Genomic DNA, 19,705 nt, shown 5'->3' with positions numbered 1-19,705 from the left:
ACGACGAGTCTGGGGGTGGAGGGCTGGTGGCCGGCCAACGGGCTAGCGGGATAGAAAATGGTTTTCGTGAATGTTGTGGCCCTGCAGGTGCCATTTCAGGCCGCGCCACAGGGCGCGCAGGTGGTCCCACTCGCGCCGGCTGGCGTGGCGCAGGCTGATTTTGGGCAGCGCCACCGACAGGAAAAACAGGCAGCCGCTCCACAGCCGCCAGCCGCGCGCGTTGCGCCGGATGTAGAGCAGGCGGTTGCGGTTCAGGTAATACGTGCGCAGCACCGAGCCCTGCCCCACCGATACCGACTCCTTGTGGTACACCGTGGCCCCGGCCTCGTAGTAGCTGTGGTAGCCCATGCGCTTAATCATCTCGCACCAGTCCAGCTCCTCGTAGTACAGGAAGTACAGCTCGGGCATGAGGCCGGCCTGCCGGATGACGTGGGTGGGCACCATCATGGCCGCGCCGTGGGCCAGGGCGGTGCGGTGCGAGGTGTTGTACTGCCCGGCATCGGGCTCCAGGGCCCCAATCACAAAGCCCCGGCCCGTGAGCGGGCTGATGCCGGTGCAACCCGCGTACTGAATCAGGTCGTTGGTGCCGTAGAAAATAATTTTGGGCGACACCACGCCCACCTGCGCGTCGCGTTCGAACACGGCCACCAGCGGCTCCAGCAGGTGCGGCACCACTTCGGTGTCGTTGTTCAGAAACAGGCAATAGTCGCCTTTGGCGGCTTTAATGCCCAAGTTGTTGCCGCCCGCAAAGCCCAGGTTTTCGGCCGAGCGGATGAGCTGCACTTCCGGAAACTGCTCGGCAATGGGGGCCGGGTCTTCGGTGGGCGAGGCGTTGTCCACCACAATCACCTCGTAGTGGGGGTAGGTGAGGCGGCGCAGCGAAGCCAGCAGGGCGCAGGTCACCTGGGCCTGGTTGTAGTTGATGGAAATGATGGAAACCAGCGGCTTACGCATGGGCAGCGGCTTTTAAGGACGGGGTATCGAAGGAGGGGCCCAGAAAAACCAGCACCCAGGACACGTAGAGCAGCATCGACGACGGCATCTGGTTCATGATTTCGTTGCCGTAGCTGCACATCAGAATGCCGCCGTAGCCGGCCGTGAGGGCCAGTAGCTTCTGGCGCAGCCGCGGGTCGCGCGTGTTCCAGACAATGCCGGCGCACTTGCCCAGAATGTAGAGCATGATGCCGAACCAGATGAGGAACCCCACGATGCCGTACTGCCCCCAGATTTTCACGAAGTAGCTGTCCGGCGGAATATGCGAGAGGAATTTATCCTTGTTGTAGGTTTTGCCCCAGGCCCCCATCACGCCCACGCCCCCGCCAAAAGGCCGGGTGGCGAGGTATTCGCGCATGGTTTTCTGGTTGTTGAGGCGGAACTGAAACGAGGGGTCGTTGGGGTCGAGGGCCGAGCGCATGCGGTACACGCTCTGGTTGCTGTCGCCGATGTGGGTGTATTTCATGATGAAAAACACGCCGGCCGCCACCACGCAGCCCAGCAGCAGCACCTTGAGCTGCTTGCTCAGGGCCAGGTAGATGAACACGCCCACCGCCAGCACAAACAGCGCCCCGCGCGTGCCCGAAATCAGCATGCCATAGAGCAGCAGGCCGGCCGCCGCCGCCAGCAGCAGCTTCTTGGGCCAGGAAAACGGGCCGAGGGCCAGAATCAGGCAAATCAGGCAGATGTGCGCCTGCGACGAGCCAAACTGGGCGGCATCGCTGTAGGTCGAAAACACGCGCAGCACGCCCCAGATAATGTGGGTGGTGCCCGGGCCTTCATCGAGCCAGGCCTGCTCCATGGCATCCACCCCAATGAATTTCTGCTTGATGCCGTAGAGCGTACCCACCAGCGAAAACCCGATGACGAGGTAGAGGAACAGGTTCAGGTCGCCCCTGCGGTTGAACACCAGAAACGCCAGCGGCACCGTGAGCAGCCACAGAAACGTGCTGGTGCGGCACTCGTTGAACCAGCCGGCCACGCTCACGCCCGCCGGGTTCAGCAGCTCCAGGATGTTGATGACAAACCAGGCGAAGGTGAGCAGGCACAAGTCGTTGCGCACCCGGCGCCACTGCGGCGGCTCGCGGTGGTAAAACAGCACCGCCAGCCAGGTGCTCACCAGAATGCCCTCCATGGCCAGCCCCACGGGCACGGTGGAATGCCGCGACAGGAAGTTGATGACGAAGCAGTAGCTGACGAACACCACGAAGCCCGCGTGCGGCGACCGGAACACCAGCACCACAAACAGGAGCAGGGCGGGCACCACCACCAGCAGCCCGGGCAGCACGGGCCCCACCAGGCTGGCCAGCCAGCCGGCTGCCAGCGCCCCCAGCAGCAGCAACGGCAGCAGCCAGCGCGAGTTGAGCAGGGCTTCGGAAAGAGGCGGGGCGGTTTTCATGGCCGGCTTAGCTCAGGTCCTCCTCGCTGTGGTGAAGGGCCACGCCCGAGAGCACCACTTCGACCGGGGCCGTGGTGGCGGCGCGCAGGCGCTCCACCGTCTGGTGGTCGGCGAGCCGCCAGGCGCGGGAGGCCGGCACCGTCAGAAAAATCAGATGCAGCTGGTGCAAAATGCCCACCGGCAGCACCTCCTCGCGCAGGGCCGGAAACTCCACGAAGATGACCTGCACGTTGGGGGTGGTTTCTTCCGGCATCTGCTTGGGCTGCGCGTGCTGCACCAGCTGCTCCAGCTGCCAGCCCTGCACGGCGGCCATTTCCGACGGGTAGAACAGCGACGGCGCTTCCTGGTCTTCGCTGTGGCCTTCGCTGTCGGGGTACAGGGCCAGGGTTTGCACGCCCATCTCGTGGCAGCGCTGGGCCAGGGCCTGGCACAGGGTGGTTTTGCCCTCCTGCCGCTGCACGCTGAAAATGCCCACCACAAACGGCGCGGGCGCGGGCGGCGTGTTGGCCTTCAGCAGAATGTGCCGCACCAGCTGGCCCAGGCTGCGCTGCTTGCTGGCCTGCAGCAGCTTGGTGGTTTTGGCCTGGGTGTCGAGCATGTAGCCCGCCACCGGCAGGCCAATCTCCCGCTCGGCCACCGAGGGTTTCTTCAACGATTTATCGAGCAGGCCCAGGCCCACCACCAGGCCGGCCGCAAACACGAAGCCGCCCGCGCCGCTCAGCAGCACCAGCAGCAGCAGCTTGCTGGTGCGGGGGTGCAGGGGCAGGTTGGGCGGGTCAATGATTTTGAGGTTGGCCGTGAGCTGGGTGTTCTGCTTCGAGGCCTTGCTCGAGTTCAGGCTGGTAAGGGCCGAGAGGTAGGCTTTTTCCGATAAGTCGATTTCGCGCTCAATGCGCTTGAGCGTGGCGCCCAGCGGGGCCATGCGCTGGTACTCGCGCTCAAACTCCTGCTTGCGGCGGTTCATCACCCCCAGCTTGGCGCGGTTCGACTCCACCAGCACCATGTCCTGCACCCATTCGTTGAGCAGCTCCTTGTTCGGGATGCCTTCGGGCGAGTTGCTGCGCGTGAAGTAGCTATCCACGTTGTTCTGAATGCTTTGCGCCACCTTGTCGGCTTCGTCCTGCAGCTGCCGGGCTTTGGCCGACTGCCCGGCTTCGCCCTGCTGGGCAAACAGCTGCTGGTCGGCCAGGGCGGCGTTCAGCTGGCTCAGCTTCTGGCGCTGCTCCACCACCTGGCGGCTGCTGAGCACGGCCGCTTCCCGGCCGCCCAGCTTGCGGTTCACGGCATTGAGGGCGGCCAGTGCGCCGGCGTATTGCTGGCTCACTTGGGTCATGTCGCTGGCCAGGGCCTCTTTTTCCGCCGCCACGTCCTTCGACTGCGCCTCGTAGTTGATGATGTTGTTGTCGCGGTTGAAGGCAAGGTTTTCTCCTTCGGCCTTGGCCAGCCGGTCTTTGGCCTTCGCCAACTCCCGCTCGTAGTAGTCAATCACGGAGTCGGTCTGGCCCTCGCGCAGGTTCTTGGATTCGGCCAGAAACACCTGCGTCACCAGGGCCAGCGTGTAGCGGGCCAGCTCGGGGTTGTAGCTCTCAAATTCCAGGCGCACCAGGTCGCTCGAAGCCACGCGGGTAGCCTTCAGGCGCGAAAGCGCATCCAGCGAGTAGGTCGCGTTGTTGGAGTTCAGCAGCTGCACCAGGGCATTGGTATCGTCGGCGTGGGCGAAGCGGCGCACGCTGTCCAGGGTAGCCTCGCGGGTGGGGCCCGTCAGGCGCTGGCGCAGCAGGGTGGGCAGGCTTTCGCGCAGGGCATCGTAGGGGGCCTTGGCCAGCAGCTCAGGCTGCTGCCGGGCCTGCCACAGGTGCGTGGCCAGCAGCTGATACACCACCTCCTCCTTCGTGGAGCGGGCCGTAATCAGGTTCACCAGGTTGTCGAAGGCATTATTGGTGGCATTGAAGTCGGACCCGGCGTTGCCGGTGAGCGAATAGCCCGAGGCGATGCCCGTATAGATAATGGTATCGGAGGCGTACACCTTCGGCATGTGGCGGCCAAAGTAATACGTAGAAGCGCTGAGTACCAGGGGCACCAGCAGCAGCAGCGGCCACTTGCGCGCCAGCAGCCGGAAAAGGTCCGCTAAACTCATCGGTTCGTCATTAAGGTTGAAATCCGGGCCCCGGTCAGCTCTTCCAGCAGCATAAACGCGGTTTCGTACTGCGTGCGGGCGCTGGTTTCGGCCACGGCCACTTCGGTGAGAGAATTGCTGGCCACCGAAAAGTCGGGCAGCGACAGCTGGCCCTGGCGAAACTGCTTTTCGGCCAGCCGGTAGCTGGTTTGCACCGTCACCGATGCTTCCTGCCGAATGGTGAGCAGCTTCTTGGCCAGCAGCACGTTCTGGTAGCTCTGAATGACCAGCTGGCGAATCTCGTTCTCCCGTTCCTGGCGCAGCGACTGGGCGCGCTCCACGTTCAGCTTTTCGCGCCGGATGGTGTTGCCCCGCGTGGCCACCCGGTCGAGCGGCAGCGTCACGCCCACGCCGGTAGAGTAGCGGCCGGAGCTGAAGGTGGTGAACTGGCTGGGGTTGCTGGGGTCGGCCAGGGCCACGCCGGCCAGGTTGCCGTAGGTGTAGCTACCGCCCAGCGAAACAATGTTGAGAATGCCTTTTTTGGCGATTTGAACGTCTTGCTGGCTGATGGCCACCTCCTTATCCAGGGCCTTCAGCTGCGCCGAGTGCTGCACGGCCGCCGCCGTAAGCAGCGGCAGCGCCACCGTGGGGGCCTCAAAAAAAGTGGTTTGCCAGCCTTCCGCCGGGGCCGGCCGGGTTTCCTGGCCCCACGCCGCCGCCGCGCCCAGCGTCAGCAGTAATGTGCTTACAAGCGTTTTTATCATACATTCTCCTTCTGAAAAAGCGCCGGAATGGTCCGTAAGATAATTTCCAGGTCTTTTTTCATGGAATATTCGCGGGCATACTCGTTGTCGAGCTCTTTGCGCTCGGCCTCCGACATTTCCCCGCCCTTGCCGCGCCGGCTCACCTGCCAGAGGCCCGTGATGCCGGCCGGGGCAATGAACCGCCGCGAATACTCGTCGGTGAGCAGCTTCTCGGCCTCGTAGAGCGGCAGCGGGCGGTTGCCCACCAGCGACATATCGCCCCGCAGCACGTTATAGAGCTGCGGCAGCTCGTCGAGGCTGGTGTTGCGAATGAAGCGGCCAATGCGCGTGACGCGCGGGTCGTTAGCAATTTTCAGGAAGGCCGGGGCTTCGGCTTCTTTTTGCTGCTGGCGGTACTGCTGCTCGCATATCAGCTGGCCGCGCTGGTCCACCAGCTGCTGCTGGCAGCCGGTGCCGGCCGCCGCACAGCTGGCGCACAGCCCCGCCATCGCCATTTGGGGGCTGCCCGACGACCCCGCCGACTGGTACTGGTTCAGGCCTTTCACCGAGCCCAGCAGCTTGTCGGCATCCGGGCGCATCGAGCGCAGCTTCCAGAACTTAAACACCCGGTAGCCCGCCCCCACCCGGTAGGAATAGTAAAACGCCGGCCCGCGCGACTCCAGCTTGATGAGGATGGCCAGCAGCAGCAGCACCGGGGCCAGCAGCAGCAGGGCCAGGCCCGCGCACAGCACGTCCAGCAGGCGCTTGCCCAACGGCATGCGCAGCTCGTAGGGGCTGCGGGTTTCGCTGGCCGCCTGGCGCGGGCGCGACAAGAAATAGAGCCGGGTGAGCAGGGCTTCGTGGTCGGTATCGGCCGCAAAGATTTCGCTGTCGCCGGTTTCGAGCAGCAGTTTCTGCAGGGCCGGGGCGGGCGTGGCTTTCAGCAGCCAGAGCACGGGCTGGGGCAGCTGCAGCTCGCCCTTCAGCAGCCGCATCAGGCGCAGGCCCATGGGCGAGGCCGGGTCGGTGGCGTGCAGGATGGCGGCAAACGGAACCGGCTGCCCCTGGCAGTAGCTCAGGGCCTGGGCCGGCGAAGTGGCGACGAGCACCTCCAGCTCCTGCGCAAACTCCTGCGCAAAGCGCTGGGCTTCGGCGGGGTCGGCGGTGAGGTACAGAACGGTGATTTTAGTAGGTGTTGGCTTCATATCCGGATGCGGTTAAGCATGTTCTGAATGCGCAAACTCAGCTCTTCGGGGTTGAAGGGCTTTACCAGATAGTCATCGGCTCCCAGCTTGAGGCACTGGATTTTGCTGCTCGTGTTGTCCTTGCCCGACAGAATAATCAGGCCCACGTCGCGGTGCAGGCTGCTGGCCCGAATCTGCCGGATAAAATCCGGCCCGTTCATCACCGGCATGTCGTAATCGGCCACAATGGCGTCCGGGCTGTTGCCGGCCTCCAGCCACTCCATGGCCTCCAGTCCGTTGGCCTTGAGGACCACGTCGAAATCGGAGGTAAAATAATGAGCCAGTATCAGCCGAATGGAGGGCTCGTCGTCAACAATGAGTAGCGTTTTCTTCATCCGTTCTTAAAATTTCAGCGCAACAGATACTTTCAGCAAAAGACGTTGGAATGAAGGGGCAGGCTTTTTTTAGCAGAGGCAACTATCTGTAAACTTACTCCTGAAAATACCCTCCAAAGCAGTTTCAATGTAAAATAATGTTGGTTTTGTGCTCTTGGCAAGCCGCTTTGGGAAAAGAATCGGCAGGCGCGTCCCGGCGTTTTAGCACATTTATGGGGAAAGCCGGTTTCGCCGCCAACGGCCATTTTTTGTTTCAAAGACGGAGGGCTTGACCATGAGCGCGGCAGGAGTTGGATTAAGTTGATTTTGACAACCAGCGGCCGGCCGAAGAATTATTGGATATATCCGACTGCCCAATATATCCGGATTGTTTCATAATTTTTTTGCGTCTTAATCCCGCCATTGCCCGGCACGGCCTACGAAATCTGGGAAAGCTGCTCCAGCTCTTCCGTGAAAATGTCGGTAAAGTGTTGCGTCGCCTTGCGCACCGCGCTGATGAGCGGCCGGAATTCTTCGTGCGGCGCGTCGGCTTCGGCCAGCTTTTCTATTTTTTTCAGGTATTCAGTTTCCGGCTGAATGTTGAGGCTGCCGAAGGTGGTCTTCAGGCTGTGCGCCTCGCGGGCGGCGGCCCGCCAGCTTTTCTGCTCAATGGCTTCGTGCAGGGCCTGCACCTGGTGGGGCACCCGGCTCACGAACAGCTCCAGCATCTGGCGGATAAACTCGGTGTCGGTGGCCAGCTTGCCTAGCAGCAGAAAGTCGTAGTGCAGCTTGCGCAGGTTGGCGGGCACCGGTGCGGGCAGTGCCAGCTCCTGGGGCAGGCCGTGGGCGCGCTTGCTCACCTGGGCCAGCATTTTGTAGAGCGCCATCTCGCTGTAGGGCTTGATGAGGAAGTTGCTGAACCCCTGCGCCGCCGCCGACCCGGCGTTGACCTGAATGGCATCGGCCGTCAGGGCCACCACGGGGGTATGCTGGTTGGGGCCGGGCGTGGCCCGCAGCTGCGCCGTGGCCTCCAGGCCATCCACCTGCGGCATCTGAATGTCCATCAGAATCAGGTCGTAAGGTTGGGTCAGGGCCTTGTTCAGGGCCTCCACGCCGTTCTGGGCAATGTCGACCTGCACCTGCCACTGGCCCAGCATCGACACGGCAATGAGCTGGTTCACGCCGTTGTCTTCGGCCAGCAGCACCGTCAGGCCCTGCAGCAGGTCGGGCTGCTGCACGGCCGTGGGCTCCTTCACCAGCAGGCCCTCGCTCACGGTGTAGGGCAGCGTGAAGAAGAAGCAGCTGCCCTGGCCCGGCTCGCTGCGCACGCCCATGTGGCCGCCCTGCAGCTCCACCAGGTTTTTGCAGATGGTGAGGCCCAGCCCCGTGCCGCCGTACAGGCGCGGAATGCTGCTGTCGGCCTGCCGGAAGCTGCTGAACACGTGCTCCAGGTTGTCGGCGCTGATGCCGATGCCGGTGTCGGCCACGCTGAAGGTGATGGGCAGCGACAGGCCGGCCCGCTGCCGGGCATCGATGGTGATGGTGATGGCCCCGCGGTGCGTGAACTTGATGGCGTTGCTAATCAGGTTCACCAGCACCTGATGCAGCCGGAAGGGGTCGCCCTGGGCCAGCGGCAGGTCGTCGCCGAGGTATTCGATGCGCAGCAGCAGGCCCTTCTCGTCCGATTTGAAGATGAGCGAGCGCACCGCTTCCTGCACCGTCTTGAGAATGTCGAACGGAATGCTCTCCAGCCGAATGGCCCCGGCTTCCATCTTGGTGAAGTCGAGGATGTCGTTGATAACCACCAGCAGGTTGGCGGTGCTGGACTGAATCATGTCCACATAGTCGGCCTGCTCCGCCGACAACGGCCCTTTTTGCAGCAGCTCGCTCAGGCCCATCACGCCGTGCAGCGGCGTGCGGATTTCGTGGCTCATGTTGGCCATGAACACCTGCTTGGCCCGCACCGACTCCTCGGCCACCCGGTGCGCCTCCTTCAGGTCGGTAATGTCGGACGAGAACGTGAGCACGTAGCGCGAGCCGTCGGTGCGTACCAGCAGGCTTTTGGTGGTGTAGTACCACACCGTGCGCCCATCGCGCAGGTGAAAGCACTCCTCAAAAGAAGTGGGCACGTCCGGAACGCTGAAAGGGGGGCTGGCGGGCAGGGCCCCGGCAGCGGCCGGCGCTTGCTGGGCCAGCAGCGTGGTATAGGCTTGGTTGGCCAGGATGCGCTGGCCGGTTTCGTCCTCTACATACACCAAGTTGGGGCTGTTGTCGATGACCTGGCGCACCAGGCTTTGCTGGTCTTCCAGCAGCTGCTCGGCATGCCTGAGCTGGCTTGTGACGCGGGCCAGGTGCACGGCATCGGTCACGGCTGGGGTGCTGGCCGCCTTTTCTGCGGTGAGGGCGCTGAGCTGGGCGCGGAGGTGCAGTACCTCCGCCTCGGCGGCCTCACGGCGCTGGCGTTCAGCCGCCAATATTGCTTCTGGGCTCATACAAAGGGAAAAAAGTTGGCCGGTAGCAAGCACCCCTAATTAAAGACAGGAAACTCCAAAACGCAAATAAAGCAATTTTAACCAATGGATGACGTTTACGTTGGCTTGTGGTCCGGCCTCCGGTGCAGGCAATGGCGAACCGGGGCAATGAGCGGTAGATTTGAGACGAGGCGGCTGCCCGACAAAGAAAATACGGTTTTTTCTCTATGATATGCCCTTTACGTTTTCGCACCCGGCCCTGATTATCCCCTTGCTGCACGCCCGGCCCCGGCACCGCTGGCTATCGGCCACGGGGCTGATTACGGGCAGCATCGCGCCCGATTTCGAAAAGTTTTTCCGGCTGCGGCTGGCCAGCGAATACAGCCACAGCTTTGCCAGTATCTTTTACTTCAGCTGCCCGGTGGCCCTGGCCCTGGCCTTCCTGTTTCATGCGGTGGTGCGCGAGCCGCTGCTGGCGCACCTGCCACTGGCTTTGCAGCGCCGGCTGGGCAGCTTTGCGCGTTTCAGCTGGCTGGCCTATTTCCGGCAGCATTATGCCGGCGTGCTTGCCAGCATTGTGGTGGGGGCCGCGCTGCATTTGCTGTGGGACAGCTTCACGCATCGCAATGCCCTGATGACCCGCCTGATACCGATGCTGAACGACACCCTGGACTGGAACGGTACGGAAATAGCGCTGTTCGACATCCTGGCCGCCGTAAGCACCGTGGTGGGCGCAATTGTAATCGGGCTGGCCATCTGGCTGATGCCTGTGCGCCCGGGCCGGGTGGCCGTGGTGCCGCCTGCCGCCATGGGCCGGTATTGGGGGCTGGCGGCCCTGGTCGCGTTTGCGCTGCTGGTCGAGTGGGTGCTGGCCATCGGCCCCGCGCTGATAGACGGCAGCATTGCTGCCATCTCGGCCGGGCTGGTGGGCGTGCTGGTGGCTTCGGGCTATGCCAAACGCATGAAGCTGGCCCGTGCCCGGCCCTGAGAAGGCGTGGGGCGCAGGCCAGCTTCGTGGCGGGCGGGCAGTGGGCCGGCGGGGCTATTTGCCTGCGTGCGTCACCCGTTGGGTCAGCACCCGCGTGGGCGTAGTCATTTTGAGTAAATACACGCCGTTGCTCAGGTTGGGCACGTCCAGTCGTGCGTTCTGCATCACGCCAGCCACGGCTTCCGTCGCGAAAAACTTGCTCACCAGCCGGCCTTGCAGGTCGTAAAGCGCCAGCTCAACCTTGCCGCTCTGTGCCGTGCTGAACTGCACGGTCGCCTCTTTGGTAAACGGGTTCGGAAATACATTGAGAACCGGCTGGGCGCTTTGGGCGCCGGCAGTGGCAGTGGCTACGCTTCCCCCCGCCACGCCCCGGGCAGCCGTGGCCACATACGGAATGAGGGCGGTGCCGGGAATGGGCTCTTCGGTGGTGCCGTTGGGCTTGCGCCAGGCCACGGCCACGTAGCCGGGCCCCCAGCCCTGCTTGTGGCGGGCCTCGATGTAGTAGCGCGTGCCGGCCTGCAGCGTGATGGCCGCCGACTGCTGGCTGGCATAGCGGTAAAAATCGTGAATGGAGGAAATCCAGCCGGAGCACGAGGCAATGCGCACGGCATGGGCCGGGTCGGCATCGGTGCTCAGCCAGAGCTCGGCCGCGTCGTCGCCGGTCACGAAGAAAGTGTAGCTGCCGCTCTGGGGCGGGCAAACGTAGCCGCGCAGGCGGGCCCCGTAGTTATAAGCCGTGGTCGAAGAAGCCTCAAACTGCGTTAGCGGCGCGCTGCTGGTCGGAGCCGTCGTCAGCGGAATGCTGGCCACCGTGCTGCCATTGGCATTGTCCCACTGCTCGCGCAGCAGCGTGCCGGTGCCCGTGCAGCCATTGGCCGGCGTGGTTTCCGCAGCCGGAGGAATCACTGCCGCCGAAAACGGAATGAGGGCGGTGCCGGGAATGGGCTCTTCGGTGGTGCCGTTGGGCTTGCGCCAGGCCACGGCCACGTAGCCGGGCCCCCAGCCCTGCTTGTGGCGGGCCTCGATGTAGTAGCGCGTGCCGGCCTGCAGCGTGATGGCCGCCGACTGCTGGCTGGCGTAGCGGTAGAAGTCGTGGGCCGAAGCAATCCAGTTGCTGCACGAGGCAATGCGCACGGCATGGACCGGGTCGGCATCAGTGCTGAGGTAGAGCTCAGCCTGGTCGTCGCCGGTCACGAAGAAAGTGTAGCTGCCGCTCTGGGGCGGGCAAACGTAGCCGCGCAGGCGGGCCCCGTAGTTATAATCTGTGGCCGAAGAAGCCTCAAATTGCGTTAGCGGCGCGTTGCTGGTGGCCGTGGTAGTCAGCGGAATGCTGGCCACACTGCTGCCCCAGATGTTATTCCACTGCTCCCGGTCCAGCGAGCCCGTGCCCGAGCAGCCACTCGAAGACCCCTGAGTGGGCGGTGTGACAACCGTCCCGCTCGGCGCTTCCGTAAAAAACGCCGGCGAGCTGGTGAGGCTGATGCTGCGCGCGGCCTGGGTAGTCTTCACCGATGTGACCGAGTAATTCCACTCGTAGCGGTTCACGTTGGTCATGTTCAGGGCTGTGGGGAAGGAATACGTGGCACTGGCCACCTCCGAGTCGTCCACCAGGGCTTTGGCCCACAGTACATAGTAGTAAGTGCCGTTTTTATTAAACGCCGCGCCCTCTATGTTGCTGGGCAGGGCCAGGGCCGCCGTGCGGGCGGCATCGTAGCGCGCTTCATACAGCAGCGAAGAAGTCGTTTGAAACGCCTGGCCTAGGTTGGTGAGGCGCTCGGCCCCCGGGGCAATGGTGGTGAGGTTCTGGTAAAGGCCCATCAGCCCGAACTCGTCGTTGCCCGATACCGAAACGCCTTCTGCCGGCGCATCCACGGCCTCGCCCAGCGCATAGTAGTACAGCTGCGTAATGGCGTTTTTCTGGGCCAGTACCAGTGTTTTAATGCCAAAATTACGCTGCGACTCATCCGAGCCCGTGCGGTCGCCGGAGGTGCGGCGGCTCACGTTGGTTTCCGATATCAGCAACTGCTTGGCCGGGTAGGTGGTGCCGTAGCCGTAGCGGGCCATCACGTCCACCATGGCCTGCTTATCGGCCATCACCTTGCTGGCCGCGTAGTCCGACGTCCGGGTGTAGCGGAAGGCATTCAACGCCGTGTCCCAGTAGTGCAGCGAGTAGGTAGGGTAGCTGTGGAAGCTCAGCGCATCGAGGTAAGCGCCGGCCTTGTTGGGATACTGCGCGGTGACGCTGCCATCCACGGGGTTTTCGGTGTAGCGCAGCAGGGCATCCACAAACTGCGGGTAGCCCACGCCGCCCACCGTCACATACGCCTCCGGATGATACTTCTTAATCACCTCGTAGCTGATGTGCAGCATTCTCACATAGTGGAAGATGGGGGCGTGCAGGTTAAACAGCTCGCCCGGCTGCGGAGCGCGGGTTGTCCAGTCGTCGATGCTGCCCGAGTAGCTGAAGTCCGGCTCGTTCACCACTTCCCAGTAGCGCACCTTGTCGCCGTATATCTGAAGCAGCCGGTAGAGGTAGTAAGCATAGTAGTTGTTCTGGTTCACCGTCCCGTCGGTGTTCCAGATGGGCTCGTACATGTGTGCAAACAGCTTCGATGGCCCCGGGGCTGTCGGATACACTGTCATGTCGCGGTGCGCCGGCGAAGGCCCTTCCACAAAGCAGGTCATTTCCTTCATGCCCAGGGTATTCACATAGGTGTTGAAGGTGTTGGCCCGCACATTATAGCCATATGTTTCCAGAAAGGACTCCGGCAGGGTGGGCCGGAGCGAGTGCGCCCCTGCCGCCTGGGCAATGGTAGCCAAGCTCTCATCGGTCCAGCTGTTATTGTAAAAGCCCAGGTTGCTGCCGTATTGAAAAGCTTCTGTATAGGGGCGGATGTAGTCGTTGGCCGTTTGAGCAGGAGCCTGGCCACAGGCATAAAAAATGGAGTGACTAACTACCAGGAGCAAGGTTATAAAGATGCGTTTCAAGAAAAATGGTACTTTATGGTTAAGGATTCATTTTAGCATTGCTTATACTGTATTGGTAGGATACAATTCCACTAAGTTAGAGGCGGGGATTTTAAAATCAAAGCAGTGGAAAAAGATTGATTCCCAAAATCGGATAAAAATGATTCAAATTGACTGAATAATCTGGTGATAAATTGTATTATTTTTCTAAAAACGGCATTTTTACCATACGACACTCTTCGCTACAGGCGCTACTTCTCCCCGCAAGCCTCTTGTAATAATTATTATGACTATTTTAAGCTAAAAGTGGCTGCTGAATGCTGCGGGCAACAGCATTGCACATACAAATAGCTGATAAACAAATAAGTGTAAATTGTACTTTCGGGTAAAGCACAATGCAAGGCATATTTCAAATCGTATTAGCTGTTCAGCTATTGGACTCCGAATTGTTCAATATTTTTTTGGCCAGACAAGCGGACTGGGAGCTTTTTTTTGCTTTTGACAAAAAAAAATCCACTTTCCGGCTCATTAATAAGCAGGTTGTGGATTAGCATAGGTCGGGCAATTGTTTTGAAAGCCTGCAGCCTCTGGCAGCAGAATACGCAAATATTAATTTGTATAGCTTAATATATTAATTATTATTCTTTGGATTAGCCAAGCAATTCCTCAATGTCGGCTCTGGTGAGGTGCTTAATCACCGCTTCATCGGTCGCGATAAGCTCGCTCACCAGGGCCAGCTTACGGCGCTGCAGTGCCAGAATTTTCTCCTCAACGGTGTTCTGGGTAATGAACTTGTAGGTGAATACCGGGCGCTGCTGGCCGATGCGGTGGGCACGGTCTACGGCTTGGGCTTCCACGGCCGGATTCCACCACGGGTCGAGAATGAAAACATAGTCGGCAGCTGTGAGATTAAGGCCTACGCCGCCGGCCTTCAGGCTGATGAGGAAGATTTTTAACTCTTCATTTTTCTGAAAGCGAGCTACTTCGGCGGGCCGGTCGCGGGTGGCACCGTCGAGGTAGGCATATTCCATCTGCCGCTCATCGAGCGCAGCACGCACCAAGGCAAGGTGTTGCACAAACTGGCTAAATACCAATACTTTGTGCCCTTCGGCCACCACGTTGCGAATCATGCGCAATACTTCTCGCAGCTTGCCCGATTCGTGCACATAGGCTTCGTCGGCCAGGCGCGGGTGGTTGGCAATCTGGCGCAGGCGGGTGAGGCCCTGCAACAGCAAAAACTGCGTGCTGGCCGGGCCATGCTCGTCCAGATTGCGCAGAATCTTATTGCGGTAGAAGCTTTTGGTTTCTTCGTAGGCGTGGGCCTGCTCCTCCGTCATCTGGCAGTAGCTGAGTTGCTCTGTTTTTGCCGGCAATTCCTTGGCTACCTGAGCCTTGTGGCGCCGCAGAATGAACGGTTTGATGAGGGCATGCAGCCGGCGGGTCCGGCCTTCGTCCTGGTTCTTCTCGATGGGCTTGAGGAATTCCTTGCGGAAAAACGCCTGCGTGCCCAGCAAGCCCGGATTGATAAAGGACATCTGCGACCACAGGTCCATCGTGCTGTTTTCCACGGGCGTGCCCGTGAGAATGAGCCGGTGCTTGGAGCGCAGCTGCCGCACGGCCTGCGAAGTCGTACTCGACGGATTCTTGATGGCCTGCGACTCGTCCAGAATCACGTAATCAAACTTATAGCTGGCCAGCAGCTCCGTATCGAGCCGCACAATGCCGTAGCTGGTCAGCACCACGTCGTAGTCGGCGAAGCGGTCGGGGTTTTTGTCGCGGTAAGTGCCGGTATAGGCCAGCACCCGCAGGTCGGGCGTGAATTTCTGGGCCTCGTTCAGCCAGTTGAATACCAGCGAGGTAGGTAGCACCAGCAACGAGGCCGCGCCCTGCGCCTCGCCGCTTTCGCGGCGGTGCTGGAGCATGGCCAGGGTCTGCACGGTTTTGCCCAGGCCCATGTCGTCGGCCAGGCAGCCCCCGAAGTGGTAGTCCTGCACGAAGCGCAGCCAGTTGTAGCCCGCTTTTTGGTAGGGCCGCAATTCGCCCTGGAAGCCGGCGGGCAGGGGATGGTCTTCCACTTCGGCAAAGTCGCGCAGCCTGGCCAGCTTGCGGCCCATGCGCACGGTGGCCAGTTCATTGCTTTGCAAGTCCGCTACCAGGGCCAGGTGGTGGCGGCGCAGGTTCAGGCCGTCCTCGGTTTCTTCGCCGAAGGCAAACAGCTCCAGGTAGTCTGTAAACCACTCTTCGGGAATGATGGCAATCTGGCCGTTGGGCAGCTTGAACTCGCGGCGGCGCTGCAGAATATGGCCACGCAAGCGGATAAACGGAATCTCAATATCGCCGAAGCGCACCGTGCCGCGCACGTCAAACCAGTCGCCGGCTTCCTGGATGCCCACCTGCACGCTGGTGGGCCCGATGAAGTAGTTTTTGCTGGCCGTTGTGGCCGCTTCCACAGTGTAGCCGAGTTCGGTGAGTGCCGCCGCATTGTCGTGCAGCCACTTAAAGGCCTGGCCTTTGGGCAAGGTAGCATGGCCTTTGTCGACCGACAGCTGGCGGGCCCGCAGCTCTTCCACGGTGCTGCTTTCCTGTTCGGGGCTGCGCAGCAGGCGATGGAAAACGTAGCTGTCGGCGGTTTTCTCAAGGCGGACGCTCACTGGCTTGTCGTTGCCGAGGGGCATCAGGTGCGGGCCGTAGCGAAAGCTGAGCTCGAAATGAATCTGCTCGGTTTCGGCGCCGGTGAGCAGGGGGGCAATGGGCTTGGGCAGCGGAATGCGGCCCCGGCGCGGCGGGCCGGGCGGGCGCACGGGTGCCTCGGGCATCGGCGGTGCCGGAATGGCATCGCTGAACGTGAGGCGGGGCCGCGCCACGTAGCGCTCCGAGCGAATGTCGAACCCGCGCGCGTGCACCTCAAACGACTCCATGAGCGGGGCCACGAACTTCTGGAAATAGCTTTCCTCCACCTGCCGGGGCACCACAATGAACTTCTTCTTTAAAAAGGGCAGCAGCTTGCGCCCGTCCACGTCGGTGCGGAAGGAATAGAGCAGGTCGTTGAGCAGCAGCCAGGCCGGTTGCAGGCACACCAGCACGGCATCCTTGTATTGAAAATCAAGCTTCTGCCCTTGGTACTGAATGGTGGGGAAGTAGTGCGTGCCTTCCTCGTTGCGGCGAAAATGAAAGAGGATGGAAGCCTTGGCCGGGGCCATGCCAATCTCGCGCCAGGTGGGCTCGCCGTCGCGGCCCATAATGAATACGCGCTTGCCGGCCAGGCGCGCCAGCAGACCGGCCATGCGCGCCTGCACGTATTTGGCAATTGCTTCCTGCATGGGCTTGTCGCCCTTCTCCGCGTGGTAGGTCTTCAGGAAGAATTCGGCCGTGGCAATTTTGCGGGGCCAGAATTCCTTCACCACGGCTTCCTGCTGAATCTGGTCGCAGAGCTCAACCAACTCAAAATCAGTGGCGTCAAGCGCGGCGGCAAACTCGTGGGCGTTTTTGCCCGATACCGTCTGGTGCTGCAGCGTGAGCTGGCCGCGCGGCCCCAGCTGCACCACGTAGGCCGCAAACAAGTGGCCGAGAAACTCGTGCTCGAAGAGCGAGTAGACGATTTGAAACGGTTCAGCGGTAGATACTTTCATAGCCGGGCACGCGGAAAGCGCAAGGTAAGGCCGAAAGCGGATATGACGGAGTATTATTTCGCTGCCGGCCGCATGCACGCACACGGGGCCGGGTTATGCTTTTTTGAATTTATACAATGCTATAAATTCTCTCGCAAATCCAAATGGCTGGCATTCAGGGCGGGGCGAATGCTCACGGCCAGCGTGATGAGGATAATAGACAGACAGGTAAAAATGAGGTCGGTGGACTGAATTTTTACCGGATAGGCATCCACCACGCTCGTGGCCATGCCCATGCTCACAAAGCCGAAGCGCTGCTGCAGCCAGCAAAGGCTCACGCCTACCACCAGCCCTACGGTGGCCCCCACCAGCGCCACAATGGCGCCTACGTACAAGAACGTGCGCCGCACCGCCTTCTGGCTGGCCCCCATGGCCAAGAGCACCGAAATATCTTTCTTTTTGTCGATGACCAGCATCGAGAGCGAGAAAAAGATGTTGAGCGAAGCAATGAGCAGGATGAGCGTGAAGGTGATGAACACAAACAGCTTCTCCACCTTAATGGCCTTGAACAGGCTGACGTGCTGCTCGTCCGAGTCCTGAACCTTGAAGGCGGGGCCAAGCTGCTTGCGGAGCACTTCCTTCACCTGCTCAATCTCGAAGCTCTGGCCCACTTTCACGTAGAGGGCGGTGCGGCGCGTGCCGTAGCCCAGCAGGCGCTGGGCGAAGGTGAGCGGCACGAAAATGTAGCTGTCGTCGATGTGCTGCTCGATGAGAAACACGCCGCCCGCAATCAGGTTCTCCTCGTTGAACGCCTTGCTGGGGTCGATGCTGAGCGATTTTTTGCCCGGCGTGTTGCGCGGGTAGAGCAGGCGCATGGGCGCCAGGCGGTTGTTGAGCGTGATGCTGAGCTCGTGCTGCACGCCGGCGCCCACCAGGGCCAGCTCGGTGCTGTCGCGGCGCAGGCGGTGGTCGCCCTCGCGGATGTTGGCGTCAATCTGGCTCTGGCCGAAGTAGTTGTCGCTCAGGCCGCGCATTTTCACCACCATCTGGCGGTCGTGGTATTGCAGCAGGGCGTTGTCCTCGATGACTTCGGTGAGCAGGGCCACGCCGGGCGTGTTTTCCAGCTTCATCAGAAAGGTGCGGTCCACGGGAAAGGCCTTGCCCTTGGCGGCCGAGATGACCAGGTTGGGGTCGGACTTGCCGTAGAGCGTACGCACCAGGTCCTCGAGCCCGTTGAACACCGACAGCACAATGATGAGCGCGGCCGTGCCCACCGCCACCCCAATCATCGAAATGTTGGAAATGATGGTGATGATGTTGCGCTTGTTCTTGGAGCGGAAGTAGCGCCGGGCAATGAGGAGAGGAACGTTCACCTATAAAGTTTGGTAGGGTACGCGGGTGGACATTTCAGGGTTAATCAATTCCGGGTAAAGCTACCGCCTGCCCCAACACCTATCCTAACAGGCCCGACAGCTTACTTCCAGGCTTTCACGATGAGGCCGGTGCCGGAGTCGTGCTTGGTGCGGGCATCGAACCAGTTCAGCAGCAGGCAGAACGGGAACACCACAAGGTAGTAGAACGGCAGGATGAGGAAAAACAGCCGCGACTTGCCCAGCATCAGAATGGGGTATTTCATGCTCAGGCGCCAGGAAATCTGGCCGGGCTCGCCGTAGCTGTAGCGCGCCTCGATGCGCTCGAAGCCGGCGGTGCTGAGCTTCTGCTGAATCTCGCGGATGTTGTAGCCATCGCGCACGTGCTCCTCGATGAAGCTGGTTTCGCCGTCGTCGTGCACGTCGGAGCCGCCCTGGTCGCTGGGCGTGGAAATGAGCAGCATGCCGCCGTCTTTCAGCGAGGCGTGGATGTTGCGAAACACCTCCACGTCTTCCAGAATGTGCTCCATCACATCAACGGACAAGGCCAGGTCGAAGGAATTGGGCTCCTGATAAAGCACGAGGTCCTGCACGGCAAACTGCACGTTTTGGCGGCCAATCTCCCGGAAAAACTGGTTGGAATCGGCTACCTGTTCCTCCTTCACGTCCACGGCCAGAATGTTCCACTTCGCGCTCAGGCTGCTCAGCCAGTAGGTGTACTGCCCGTAGCCGGAGCCCGCATCGAGGATGTGCAACGGCTCCTGGGTGCGGCCCCTGGCCCACTGGCGCAGCTCGCGGTGCACGTGCCAGGTGCGGAGCAGCAGCAGGTCGAGCAGGTGGTAGAACAGCCGGCGCAGCCACGGCGTGCGGTTAAATACCTGGCCGAGCGATTTCTTTATCGGGTCGTAATACAATGGGTGACTGGGGGAATGAGTGAATGGGGAAATGAGGCAATGGGCAAACAGGCAATGAAACATTCACCCATTCACCCACTCACTCATTCGCCTTTGAACAGGCGCGGGCGGGCGGGTTTCTCCTCGTCTTCGTCGGCGTCTTTGGGCGCGGGCGGGATGGTGAGGGTGCCCAGCACCTGGTCCATATGGGCGGCGTAGGCGGCGCTGTCGTCGTGGAAGAAGATGAGTTCGGGCACCACGCGGGCCGTTTTGCGGATGCGCTTGGCCAGGGCGTGGCGGATTTCCTTGGCGTTGTCCTTGATAATGGCGAGGCGCTCGTTGGCATCGCCGCCCAGCAGCAGGCTGAGGTACACACGGGCCTGGCCCAGGTCGGGCGTCACCTTCACCGTGCTGATGCCGGGCGCCAGGCCCCCGCCGAACAGGTGGGGCAGGTCGCGCTGCAGCACGGCCGCCAGCTCCTGTTGCAGCAGGCTGGCCATTTTTTGTTGTCGTTTACTTTCCATAATGACCGGCAAAGGTACGGGATAGGAGAGAAGGGTTTAAGGGATAAGGCAAAAGGGACCGGAGAAATGGGCGGC

Annotated in this window: 13 protein-coding genes; 1 reads left to right on the top strand and 12 read right to left on the bottom strand. The window is 61.3% G+C overall.

The window, feature by feature from the left end; all coding sequences use genetic code 11:
- Positions 1 to 42: 42 nt before the first annotated feature.
- From ACYVHT_RS20510 to ACYVHT_RS20480, 7 genes are all read right to left on the bottom strand, one after another.
- Positions 43 to 954, bottom strand: coding sequence for a glycosyltransferase family 2 protein (locus ACYVHT_RS20510; protein ID WP_460556565.1), 912 nt, complete (start codon positions 952 to 954; stop codon positions 43 to 45).
- Positions 947 to 2,392 (bottom strand): O-antigen ligase family protein, encoded by a 1,446-nt coding sequence (locus tag ACYVHT_RS20505; RefSeq protein ID WP_460556562.1) that lies wholly within the window; start codon positions 2,390 to 2,392, stop codon positions 947 to 949. Before ACYVHT_RS20505 ends, ACYVHT_RS20510 begins: the two co-directional genes overlap by 8 nt.
- Positions 2,393 to 2,399: 7 nt before the next feature.
- The gene (locus ACYVHT_RS20500; protein WP_460556559.1) at positions 2,400 to 4,529 is read right to left on the bottom strand and encodes a GumC family protein; all 2,130 of its coding nucleotides are present in this window, start codon (positions 4,527 to 4,529) and stop codon (positions 2,400 to 2,402) included.
- On the bottom strand, positions 4,526 to 5,272 hold the full coding sequence (locus ACYVHT_RS20495) for a TolC family protein (RefSeq protein WP_460556556.1): 747 nt from the start codon (positions 5,270 to 5,272) through the stop codon (positions 4,526 to 4,528). The genes ACYVHT_RS20500 and ACYVHT_RS20495 overlap by 4 nt, the downstream gene beginning before the upstream one ends.
- Complete coding sequence (locus ACYVHT_RS20490) at positions 5,269 to 6,456, bottom strand: sugar transferase (RefSeq protein WP_460556553.1); 1,188 nt, start codon at positions 6,454 to 6,456, stop codon at positions 5,269 to 5,271. Before ACYVHT_RS20490 ends, ACYVHT_RS20495 begins: the two co-directional genes overlap by 4 nt.
- Positions 6,453 to 6,830, bottom strand: coding sequence for a response regulator transcription factor (locus tag ACYVHT_RS20485; protein WP_460556551.1), 378 nt, complete (start codon positions 6,828 to 6,830; stop codon positions 6,453 to 6,455). Before ACYVHT_RS20485 ends, ACYVHT_RS20490 begins: the two co-directional genes overlap by 4 nt.
- 416 nt (positions 6,831 to 7,246) lie before the next feature.
- Complete coding sequence (locus tag ACYVHT_RS20480; RefSeq protein WP_460556548.1) at positions 7,247 to 9,301, bottom strand: ATP-binding protein; 2,055 nt, start codon at positions 9,299 to 9,301, stop codon at positions 7,247 to 7,249.
- Between the two features lie 211 nt (positions 9,302 to 9,512).
- Between ACYVHT_RS20480 and ACYVHT_RS20475 the strand changes: the two genes are divergently transcribed.
- On the top strand, positions 9,513 to 10,268 hold the full coding sequence (locus ACYVHT_RS20475; RefSeq protein ID WP_460556545.1) for a phospholipase C/P1 nuclease family protein: 756 nt from the start codon (positions 9,513 to 9,515) through the stop codon (positions 10,266 to 10,268).
- A gap of 54 nt (positions 10,269 to 10,322) precedes the next feature.
- Here ACYVHT_RS20475 and ACYVHT_RS20470 read toward each other — a convergent pair whose 3' ends face one another.
- From ACYVHT_RS20470 to ACYVHT_RS20450, 5 genes are all read right to left on the bottom strand, one after another.
- Positions 10,323 to 13,256, bottom strand: a complete 2,934-nt coding sequence (locus ACYVHT_RS20470) for a PA14 domain-containing protein (RefSeq protein WP_460556542.1) — start codon at positions 13,254 to 13,256, stop codon at positions 10,323 to 10,325.
- Positions 13,257 to 13,885: 629 nt separating this feature from the next.
- Positions 13,886 to 16,864 carry a DEAD/DEAH box helicase gene (locus ACYVHT_RS20465; RefSeq protein WP_460556539.1) on the bottom strand — a complete coding sequence of 993 codons (2,979 nt, stop codon included), beginning with the start codon at positions 16,862 to 16,864 and terminating at the stop codon, positions 13,886 to 13,888.
- 119 nt (positions 16,865 to 16,983) lie between these two features.
- The gene (locus ACYVHT_RS20460) at positions 16,984 to 18,216 is read right to left on the bottom strand and encodes an ABC transporter permease (RefSeq protein WP_460556536.1); all 1,233 of its coding nucleotides are present in this window, start codon (positions 18,214 to 18,216) and stop codon (positions 16,984 to 16,986) included.
- Between the two features lie 101 nt (positions 18,217 to 18,317).
- A complete protein-coding gene (locus ACYVHT_RS20455) occupies positions 18,318 to 19,127 on the bottom strand; it encodes a class I SAM-dependent methyltransferase (protein WP_460556533.1) in 810 nt (269 codons plus the stop codon).
- Positions 19,128 to 19,210: 83 nt separating this feature from the next.
- Positions 19,211 to 19,630 (bottom strand): ribosome-binding factor A, encoded by a 420-nt coding sequence (locus ACYVHT_RS20450; protein WP_460556530.1) that lies wholly within the window; start codon positions 19,628 to 19,630, stop codon positions 19,211 to 19,213.
- Positions 19,631 to 19,705: the final 75 nt, after the last annotated feature.

The organism is Hymenobacter daeguensis (assembly GCF_054780555.1).
This window is presented reverse-complemented; position numbering and strand designations above follow the sequence as displayed.

What these genes read in the sequence shown, in the direction of transcription:
- ACYVHT_RS20510 (WP_460556565.1), bottom strand. Translation starts at nt 954, where the DNA reads ATGCGTAAGCCGCTGGTTTCCATCATTTCCATCAACTACAACCAGGCC.
- ACYVHT_RS20505 (WP_460556562.1), bottom strand. Translation starts at nt 2,392, where the DNA reads ATGAAAACCGCCCCGCCTCTTTCCGAAGCCCTGCTCAACTCGCGCTGG.
- ACYVHT_RS20500 (WP_460556559.1), bottom strand. Translation starts at nt 4,529, where the DNA reads ATGAGTTTAGCGGACCTTTTCCGGCTGCTGGCGCGCAAGTGGCCGCTG.
- ACYVHT_RS20495 (WP_460556556.1), bottom strand. Translation starts at nt 5,272, where the DNA reads ATGATAAAAACGCTTGTAAGCACATTACTGCTGACGCTGGGCGCGGCG.
- ACYVHT_RS20490 (WP_460556553.1), bottom strand. Translation starts at nt 6,456, where the DNA reads ATGAAGCCAACACCTACTAAAATCACCGTTCTGTACCTCACCGCCGAC.
- ACYVHT_RS20485 (WP_460556551.1), bottom strand. Translation starts at nt 6,830, where the DNA reads ATGAAGAAAACGCTACTCATTGTTGACGACGAGCCCTCCATTCGGCTG.
- ACYVHT_RS20480 (WP_460556548.1), bottom strand. Translation starts at nt 9,301, where the DNA reads ATGAGCCCAGAAGCAATATTGGCGGCTGAACGCCAGCGCCGTGAGGCC.
- ACYVHT_RS20475 (WP_460556545.1), top strand. Translation starts at nt 9,513, where the DNA reads ATGCCCTTTACGTTTTCGCACCCGGCCCTGATTATCCCCTTGCTGCAC.
- ACYVHT_RS20465 (WP_460556539.1), bottom strand. Translation starts at nt 16,864, where the DNA reads ATGAAAGTATCTACCGCTGAACCGTTTCAAATCGTCTACTCGCTCTTC.
- ACYVHT_RS20450 (WP_460556530.1), bottom strand. Translation starts at nt 19,630, where the DNA reads ATGGAAAGTAAACGACAACAAAAAATGGCCAGCCTGCTGCAACAGGAG.